This is a genomic window from Anaeromassilibacillus sp. An200 (genome assembly GCF_002160025.1).
GTDB lineage: Bacteria > Bacillota > Clostridia > Oscillospirales > Acutalibacteraceae > Caccousia > Caccousia stercoris.
The window spans coordinates 1-8,751 of record NZ_NFJU01000067.1 but is presented as its reverse complement, the minus strand read 5'-3'; the positions used below and the strand labels follow the sequence as shown (position 1 = coordinate 8,751).

Below are 8,751 nucleotides of genomic sequence, written 5' to 3'. Positions count from 1 at the left end.
TGTAATCCTTATCCGGGTCATAATAATTGCACAGGGAGAGCAGCAACAGCCAGATGGTATTTCCGGCCTCCTTCGGGTACATCCGAAGCGCCACGCAGGGCGCATGGTCGCTGTCAACAAAGGGCCTCCCATAGCGCATAAACTGGTCGATCAGCTTTTGGGCCATCTCCCGGTATTCTTCATAGGGGTTCTGTTCCGCCTGCTGATGGAGAACCGTCATCAGCAAGTTGAACCAATCCTCATGCGTGTCCAGCATAACGGGCGGTAAAGACGCCATTTTCATCACCTCATCTTTCCATGGCTGCGGCCTGCCGCTGCCGGGGAATGGAAAACCCGTAGACTTTGGCGATGTCATCGCCCAGCCTGCGGGTCACTCTCGTAATATCGGCGCGGGTAGCAGTGCCGCGATATAGTTTTTCTTTCAGCAGTTCAATTTGGGAAGGGCTGGCGCTGTCCTTGTACACACGGTAGAGATAGTGGTTTGTGCCATCGTGGTGGATGGCGTCGCACCGCAGGTCGCCCAGCCGGTCCACATACCAGGTGGAATAATCTGTGTCGGAATACAGGCAGTCCCGGATATTGCCGCTGGGGATTTCCTTATATCCCATACGCCGCCCATTCCACAGGCCCAGGTCGCCTACGACTAAAATCGGCTGGGAGAGCTGCACCGTGAGGTTGGCGCGTTCATCATCCAGGTAATCCCCATTGATTTCATACATCAGGGAAATGCGCTCATCTTCGGATAAATCCGGGTAGTCCGCCTCCAGGTCATCCCTCCAATCCTCATAGTCAAGACCATAATTGCTCCAGATAACGTGTCTTTCCTCCTTCATCGGGCTTCACCCCGGTCTTTCTGCCTGGGCTTGATGGGCTGCCCCTGCCTGTCATAGTTTCTGGGATCGGCGGCGGGGGTCTGCCAGCCAAACATGGAGCCGGCAAGCATGGCGGCCTCCTGCGCCTTGGTAACACCGTTCTTCACATTGCGGTCATCTGCAAACTCTCGGTTCTGTTGGGCGTCGGGTGTTGAAAAATCATAGCACGGGCTGTATCCTTTTTCGCCTCTGGTCAGAAGAATCAGCTCCCCGGATGAGGGAAGTACGCTGAAACACTGCACCGGCAGAGAAGAACGCAGCGGGATCACGCTCCCGTGAGTTTGCTCCAATCGCTCCGCAAATTCGCAGATATGATACAGGGCGCTGGAATACCCTCCGCTGGTTTCAAAATGGGTTTCGTCGATGAACCGGCAGGTGCGGTCGCGGGTTTCTCCGCCGCCCGTGAAAATGCGGATGTGGTCGCCATCGGGGATACGGAACAGCTCCTTGTAGCCGGGCGTGATAAACCGGATGCCCTGTTTAGCCTTTTCCATGTGGTGTTCCAGGAACCGGGCAACGTAGGCGTAGAGGTAAAAGTTATAGTCTCCATAATTGGGGTTGCACCGGAGCATATAGGTGTGCTGGGGCGTCTGCACCTTAAAACCGTACTCAGCGCAGTAGTTTCCCTCAAACTCAGCCTCCAGGCGCATATTGCAAAACCTGGTCATGCTGCCACGGGTGTAGAGCAGCCCGTCCTTCTCCCGCAGAGCATTGACCACCTCATCAAGCTCCGCCTTAAATTCATCTGTCTTGTATTCACCTCGGTGGTCGAACCAGGAAGTGTAAAACTCTTGGCCGCTGCCAAAATCTCCGCGCAGATGGCCGATACAGCCGGTTTGCCCTTCAAGCTGGCTGCTCTGGTTGTACGCATACAAGCGATCCGCCGGGGTCATGCTGGTAATTTTCAGCTCCATCATCGCTCACGTCCTTTCTTTTTCGCTTGTCGGTTTTGCTCCGATATGGCCTTTTCCCGTGCCTGCCAATATTCGGGATGGTGAATTTGTACACTACTATTGATAACATCCTCATATACTCCGGGACCAAAGTGCTCGTTCACCGGAACTTGGAACATCTTTTTATCCATCAACTCCCGGAGAGCCACCTGCGCGTCGCAGTCCTCCTCAAAGCAGAGATAGCCGCCCTCTATAAAGCCGCAGCCCATCGCTTCTTTTCGGAATACCTTTTCCGCCAGCTCCCGGCGCACCATAATGCCGCCATGCCCTGGGGTAGAAACGGAATAAACGCCAGGGCAGAGCGTTTCGCACTCCTGGACTTTGCCCCATGGGGAATAGGGCGGAGCCTCCGGCGCAATGGTGTTTTGCCGCTGTTCCTCCAGGCACTGCACCTCCTCCTGCGCCCGCGCCACCAAATCCTTCTGCGCAGAAAACAGGTCGCTGAAATAGTGGCCCCAATAATAGTCCTTCCGGTCTGTGCATTTCCAGGTGACAAACTGCTGGGGCGCTGTCAAATGAACGCCCAAGACAAACTCGCTGTCGCCCACATGACAGGAATCCGTAATGATATATCCGGCGTTTTCTCTGTAATCCATTATCGTTCACGCTCCTTCGTGGTTTTCTTTTTGGCCTGTTCCTGCTGAATCGCAGTAAGGCCATGCTTCGCCCAGCCGGGAAGGTTCTCCGGCTGTATCATGCCCAGCACGTCCATGCGCTCATATCGGCTCTCTTTGCCGGTATAAAGGTCAACGCAATAACAGGCTGATCCTCGACTGTGTGGAGAAGCCCCAAAACCTCCCATACAGAGTTTGAGCTGGCGAGTGGCCCTGCGGTATTCCCGGCGCAGCACATCCGGCTTTATCACCACGATTTTCCCGTGGAGATCATCTTCATGGGAGATGGGGATACAGCCTTCCGCCGTGATGGGGCGGTCGTCTATGCCCTGTATGCGGGGCTTGTTCAGCTCTATGTGGGTTTTCTGCGCTTGCTCGGCAATCCGCTGGCCAAACAACTCCACAATCTCCGGGAAATCATCACTGGCCATCACTTCGCTGTATTCTGCAAACAAAGCGTTCTGCTGGCAAAAGGCGCACATATACTTCATGCCGGTTTCATCCTGTGGATTTTCCCCCAGGACAACCTCGCGGTCGCCTATATGCACCGCTTGGATAACCTCATAATCACCAGCCATGCGTTTTTCTGTGGAATCATCGTTCATCCCTACGCCTCCATATCCTGTTTGATAAATGCTTTGATTTCCTTTACACTGGCAAAATCCCGTTCATCCCCGGTAAGGTAGCGCACCGCGTCCTGCCATTGAGACAACGGATAGCTGTTCTCATCCATCCGGCACAGGTCCAAAAGGGCCGCCCGCCGCAGGATAGGCGAAAGATTTAAGTCGGAGATGAAACAGCCATGCCGGGCCGCCAGTATGTCCAGCAGGTGCAGTTCATTCATGGAAACACCTGCTTTCTTCGGCTTCTTTCAGCAATTCCTCCACCAGTCTGCCGCTGCGGACTTTATTCCGATCCGCAAGCACTTTGTTCTGAACACAAAGCACCGCCCGGATATTGGGGACGGTGATACCGGGAATCTCCACCATTTCTTCCGGGGTGATCGTTAGAAGCTGCACCGGCGAATATCCCGCCTGGGCAAAGATACGGAATAACCGTTGTTCAAATCGTTCTCTCATCGCAATCACGCTCCTTTCTTTTTGGGATATGTAAAGGGGCGGCCCCTCAAAGCCGCCCCCGCTGGATTACTTCTTCCGGCTTTTGATCTTGAGAAAGATCAGGCCGCCGAGAATAAAGAGTACCAATCCTACCGCAATGATGGTTTTCAATTCCATAGTCAATTCCTCCTGTCACAAATTTTGACCGCTGTATTATTCAGCGGATTCTTCGTCCTTCCGGCGCTTGCTCACATAGGCCGCAATCCCCAGAACAGCGGCTCCGGCGGCAGATACGCCCATCAGGGTCATCCACAGCCACGGTTTGCTCTCATCACCGGTTTTCGGGGTGTCGCGCAGTTCGTTGTGCATCTGTGCAACGGTGGTCTTATCCGCAAAGATCGTCACCGTCTTATCAGCAGGCAGCACATAGTTGGCACTGGCATTGTCCGATACCTCCGATACGGTGTAATCGCCCACGCGCAGTCCGGTGATCTCAATCTTGCCGGTGCTGTCGGTCTTGAATGTCTGGTCATAACCATTGGCACCCGTCACGCGGAAGGAGAACCCTTCCACCTTGCCGTCGCTGGATGTCTTTTCGATCCGCAGGGAGCCGGTCTGTGCCGCATTGACAAAGCCCTTTCCAGCTTCATTTTCCACTTCGTAAATTTTGCCGTTCTCGACAATCTCCACATAGTAGGCGTTTTCATCCAACAGGTAGCCCTCCGGCGCTTTGGTTTCCTTCACGAACACACCGCCGTAGAGGATATGGGACATCTCATAGATACCGGTGCTGGTTTCTTCCAGCTTGCCCAGCAGCTCGTCGCCCTCGTCCAGTTCCTTGTTACCATTGGTATCACGGTACACCTCAAACTCGGCACCGGTCAGCTTGTTGTCCGGGTAATCCTTATCCACTTTGGTAAGGCGCAGGTCGCCATAAACGCGCTCGTTGGCAAAGGAGATTTCCACAACCTGCCCATCTTCCTCGATGGTAACGGAAATAACCTCATCGGAGAGGACGAATCCCTCCGGGCTTTCCAGCTCTTTTAGCACCCAATTTCCATACGGCACATCGGTAAAGGAGAAGCTGCCGTCGTCCGCAGAGGTGGCGGTGGCAAGGGCATTTTCTGCCGTAAACTCGGTTTCATCACTCCTAAAGAGGCCAATCACAGCCCCACCCAGGCCAGCGCCATTCTCGTCTGTTTTGAGGCCGTGGATTTCACCGCGAATCAGCTCGTTGGTGATGGCCTCGCCGTTATTGGCGGCAATCTCCACCACAGCAACGGACGGCCCGCCGTATTCAAAGTTGAACGGGAAGGTTTCGCCGTTCAGCAGATAATGGCTGTCCGTGGACAGTTCCTTCAGATAGAAGCTGCCGAAGGGCAGGTCGGTAGCACAGACAGCCTGACCGTTCTCATTCACCGAAATGATTTCCAGAAGCCCATCTGCCGGAATTACGGAACCATCCGCTGCGGTAATATCCTTCTGAGCATACAGGCCAAAGGTGACGGCGGAAATCTCGCCATTCATACCGATGCCGAAGGCTTCATCCTGCTCCAGCAGCTTATTCAGAGTGACCTGTACTTTCTGGCGCTGGTTGTAGAAGCTGGCGGAAGTTTCGGTGATCTCTACCTCCTGGCCTGCATACACCAGCTCAACATTGGTGACATTCTCACCGGTATCCACCATGCCGTGGGGGAACTCGATTTCCTTCACCTGGAACTTGCCCAGATAGAGAGGCTGGCTCTGGGCTGTGCCATCCTCACCGGTGGTAATGGTGTCCACCACCTCGCCCGCAGAATAACGCAGCGTACCATCCAGCGTGTAAACATCCTCCAGCGCCGTGATTTCAAACACCGCACCAGACAGGCCGGTTACGTCATACACCGGCTGATATACTCCGTTGGATTCTGTGACGGTGGAGAACACCTCGCCGGTTTTGCTGACCTTGATGACGCCTTTCTGTGCCATATTGGGCTTAGTGACTTCAATGACCGTCACGCCGCCTTCCTCGCTGGAAGCGTCCTCGGTCACATCAAAGTACACCGGTGTGCTGTCCAGCACATAACCATAGGGAGCCTGTACCTCTACCAAAGAGTACCCGGAGCCATACTCCAGCTTTTCGGGTGTTACCAAATATCCTTCAGCATTGGTATAGAACGTGTCGATGGTTGTGGGGGTAGGATAGGTGAAGGTCATTTCCACCTTGCTGCCATCGGGACGATAAATCTGGAACCCGGCTCCTGCATAGGGGATGGTAACACCAGTTTCCGCATCCACCTTGACCACCTTGATGAAGCTCTCAAAATTGGCGTTGTTGATGAGATAGCGATAGATCTGGCCGTCCTGAGCGATATACACTTCAAAATCGTCCATCAGCTCTCGTCCTTCCCAGCCTTTCGTCTGGTGGACAATATAGGTTCCATAGGGCAGCTTTTTGGACTGTGCAAAGCCATTCTCGTCACAGGTGAGAACATCGCGCTCAGATTCCTTTGCAGCGTCATAGCTGCCTGCCGCCTTGAGATAAATCTGGAACTCTGCACCGGTTTCCGGGGTTTCGATCTGGGTTTCTCCGTTGTCGGTATGCTTGATGATGGCGATGTCGCCTTTGATAACCTGCTCGGTCACATCATTGGCGGTGTCGTTCAGCTCGATCTCATACAGTTCCGGCTCCGCACCTACCTTGTGAATAGTGGAATCCAGCAGATACCCCTCGCTGGGGTTGATTTCACGAATCGTCCAGTCGGAATCACAGATATAATAATCCGTGGTAAACTGACCGTTCTCATCGGTGGTATAGCTGTCGATAAGGGTGTCTCCCTTATACAGCCCATACACAGCGCCGGCCAGGGAACCGTCGCCCTGGGGCGCGCCCGTTTCCACATCGCTCTTAGTGACAGTGACGCGGAACTTCTTCAGCACGTTGTTCACGCTCTTGTGGGTAACTTCATTCCACTCGATGGTAGCTGTCTGGGAATCCGGCACCACATAACGGATAGGGGTATCCACCTCCTCCAGTACATAGCCCGTGCCGATGAGCACGTTTTCAAAGCGTGCCACACCGCTGGAGTCCGTCACAGCATATTCATCCACCGGCTGCCCGGAGAGGGACGTGCCGTACAGATGGAAGGTCATGCCCTCCACCAGCCCGTCCTCGCTGGTTTTCGTCACTTCCAGGCTGCCGCGCTTGAGGGCGTTGTTGAAATTCACGGTAGCAGTCTGGCCGCTGACGATGGTCACGCGCTGGGTTTCCTGGGGTTCGTACTTATCAATCGACTGCTCGGTTACGGTATAAACGCCGGGATTGAGGTCGGAGATGTCAATCTCGCCCGCCTCATTGGTGGTCTTGGTGGCGCTGTACCCCTCGCCGGTGATGGTGAAGTTGATTCCGGCTACCTGTCCATCCTCGGAAGTCTTAATCAGCTTCATATTGCCGGTTTTCACTTCCAGATTCAGATAGCCTACCATCTGGTCGGAAACGGTTTCCCCGTAGGTGGCAAAGTCCTGCTTGCCGCCGCCAGTAACGCCGTCTGTCCAAACCACAACACCGCTGCGCTGGGCAGTCACTTTTTCCGCCTTAATGGTCACAGAGCCTTTGATGGCCTGGGCGGAAGTGATGGTGAGCTGGTTGCCGTCCACGGAGAAATTCAGCCCTGTGGTGCTGCTGGAGAAGGTGTAGTCACTCAGCACACCGTTGGTATCCGTGAGAGTGAGGGAATACTGCTGGCCGTCCCATTTCAGCTCATAGGCCCCGGCGTCGGCGGTGCTGCTGAAAAAGCTGGGAAGCATAGTGTGGCGCTTGACCGCGCTCTCAATGGCGGAATACTGGCTGAAAATCTCGCTGTACAGCGGATGGTCGGCGCTGATATATTCCGTCACGTTGTTTTTGCCCTGGGCATTGGCGTCCACATGGTTAAACTGGCTGTCGCGCTCACCCACGACAGTTTCCCAAACAAGAAGCTGGGTAGCGATATAGCCCGCCATCTCATTGGCATCATCGGGATTGTTGCTGTTCCACGAAGTATCGGCGTTGCCCTGCCAGCCATAGGTCATGATCCGCCCGATATATTCCTTGATGGTATCCGGCGGGATGGTGGGGTTTAAGTTGGACGGATAGTTATCCCAGAAATCCTCACCGCGCCCGGTGTACTGGTCGCCGGTATTCACACCGACGCCCGGCTCAATACAGTAGATGGCCCTGCCATTGAATGCGTCCTGGGTGTGGACGGAAAAGCTGTCGTTCTCTCCGGTGGACCAGCCACCCAGGAAATTCAGGGCGGGATGGCCCCATCCGGCCTTGTTGGGGTCGCTGGCACGGGGCAGGTCGATCATATACGTCGTCATGGTTTCGCCTGCGGCAAAAGCCGTGGTTCCTGTCCCTACGAACACGCCCAGGCACATGAGCAGGGCCATGAACAGAGACAGAGGCTTTCTCAATGCTTTCATCGTGTTACCTCCTTGAAATGGCCGCAAGCAGCACATCGCTCTGGATGTGCTGCTTGCGGCTGGATTCTGTTTACGTTCTAAAAAAGAGAGGCGCGCCAATCGTTCTCCGCCTTATCCGTTCTATCCATAACCCTGTGGGTTCTTGAAAGAACCAGCCTCCCCAAATATCTTCTTTTTTAGGCTGTTTAGGTGGTATGAGGGGGTAAGGTGTGGAGAGGGGGAACAGCGAAAACACCGGTTCCCTGCAAATGGGCGCACTGCTCCCTTGGCAGTAAGGTTATCTCTCTAAACTGCGTTGGCGCTTGCGGTAGAGTTCCAGCGCCTTAACAATGGTGTCCTCGATCTTCTGCGTGGGCGTCCCCGGCGCAAAAAAACGGCTGATTTTTTCTTTTGGGATTTTGAACTGTTCTTTTTGATTGGGCTTTTCCTCCTTCATAATGGAAACAAGGGCGTCTTTGGCCAGCCTTTCATCGCCAGTCTTGGCTTCGGACATCTGGCGCATTTTGATGGCCTGGGCGTGGGACGGGGTGCAGTCCATCTCGTCCATGATAGCGAACAAGTCGGCCTGTTCTTCTTTTCGCAGGTAAGACAGCTCCACCGCAGGGCGCATGGCAATCTGGAGCATTTCCTGGTCTTTAAGCACCGAGTTATCTACCAGTTCCAGAATTTCCGGGATAAGGTGGGTAAGGCGGATATATCTTCGCACCTGTGTTTGACTATCACCGCCTTCTTTACCGACAATACTTGCAGATTCCTTTCCGCTTAACTTCCAACCCACTGGGTCGGAAGTTAAATCCGTCCGCTGTCCCTG

At 54.3% G+C, this 8,751-nt stretch carries 8 protein-coding genes and 1 pseudogene; all 9 read right to left on the bottom strand.

The genetic code is table 11. The annotated features are described in order from the left end of the window. Positions 1-277, bottom strand: a 277-nt coding sequence (locus B5F35_RS16925) for a hypothetical protein (protein ID WP_087242731.1), incomplete at its 3' end; no start/stop codon positions are given. A gap of 10 nt (positions 278-287) precedes the next feature. Continuing rightward, positions 288-833, bottom strand: coding sequence for a hypothetical protein (locus B5F35_RS16920; protein ID WP_087242727.1), 546 nt, complete (start codon positions 831-833; stop codon positions 288-290). Then, positions 830-1,789: a hypothetical protein gene (locus B5F35_RS16915; RefSeq protein WP_242969573.1), complete on the bottom strand. Its 960-nt coding sequence runs from the start codon at positions 1,787-1,789 to the stop codon at positions 830-832. The genes B5F35_RS16920 and B5F35_RS16915 overlap by 4 nt, the downstream gene beginning before the upstream one ends. Continuing rightward, the gene (locus B5F35_RS19060; RefSeq protein ID WP_206424068.1) at positions 1,786-2,421 is read right to left on the bottom strand and encodes a DUF7007 domain-containing protein; all 636 of its coding nucleotides are present in this window, start codon (positions 2,419-2,421) and stop codon (positions 1,786-1,788) included. Before B5F35_RS19060 ends, B5F35_RS16915 begins: the two co-directional genes overlap by 4 nt. Beyond that, positions 2,421-3,044 carry a hypothetical protein gene (locus tag B5F35_RS16905; protein ID WP_087242723.1) on the bottom strand — a complete coding sequence of 208 codons (624 nt, stop codon included), beginning with the start codon at positions 3,042-3,044 and terminating at the stop codon, positions 2,421-2,423. Before B5F35_RS16905 ends, B5F35_RS19060 begins: the two co-directional genes overlap by 1 nt. A gap of 2 nt (positions 3,045-3,046) precedes the next feature. Then, positions 3,047-3,283, bottom strand: a complete 237-nt coding sequence (locus B5F35_RS16900; protein ID WP_087242721.1) for a hypothetical protein — start codon at positions 3,281-3,283, stop codon at positions 3,047-3,049. Next, on the bottom strand, positions 3,276-3,518 hold the full coding sequence (locus B5F35_RS16895; protein WP_087242719.1) for a hypothetical protein: 243 nt from the start codon (positions 3,516-3,518) through the stop codon (positions 3,276-3,278). The genes B5F35_RS16900 and B5F35_RS16895 overlap by 8 nt, the downstream gene beginning before the upstream one ends. Positions 3,519-3,710: 192 nt before the next feature. After that, the gene (locus tag B5F35_RS16890) at positions 3,711-7,940 is read right to left on the bottom strand and encodes a SpaA isopeptide-forming pilin-related protein (RefSeq protein ID WP_087242717.1); all 4,230 of its coding nucleotides are present in this window, start codon (positions 7,938-7,940) and stop codon (positions 3,711-3,713) included. Between the two features lie 277 nt (positions 7,941-8,217). Next, positions 8,218-8,751: pseudogene (locus B5F35_RS16885) on the bottom strand (ParB/RepB/Spo0J family partition protein); the annotation flags it as partial.

Bases quoted from the DNA above. Each gene is read 5' to 3' on its own strand.
- B5F35_RS16895 (WP_087242719.1), bottom strand. From the start codon at position 3,518: ATGAGAGAACGATTTGAACAACGGTTATTCCGTATCTTTGCCCAGGCG.
- B5F35_RS19060 (WP_206424068.1), bottom strand. From the start codon at position 2,421: ATGGATTACAGAGAAAACGCCGGATATATCATTACGGATTCCTGTCAT.
- B5F35_RS16920 (WP_087242727.1), bottom strand. From the start codon at position 833: ATGAAGGAGGAAAGACACGTTATCTGGAGCAATTATGGTCTTGACTAT.
- B5F35_RS16900 (WP_087242721.1), bottom strand. From the start codon at position 3,283: ATGAATGAACTGCACCTGCTGGACATACTGGCGGCCCGGCATGGCTGT.
- B5F35_RS16915 (WP_242969573.1), bottom strand. From the start codon at position 1,789: ATGATGGAGCTGAAAATTACCAGCATGACCCCGGCGGATCGCTTGTAT.
- B5F35_RS16890 (WP_087242717.1), bottom strand. From the start codon at position 7,940: ATGAAAGCATTGAGAAAGCCTCTGTCTCTGTTCATGGCCCTGCTCATG.
- B5F35_RS16905 (WP_087242723.1), bottom strand. From the start codon at position 3,044: ATGAACGATGATTCCACAGAAAAACGCATGGCTGGTGATTATGAGGTT.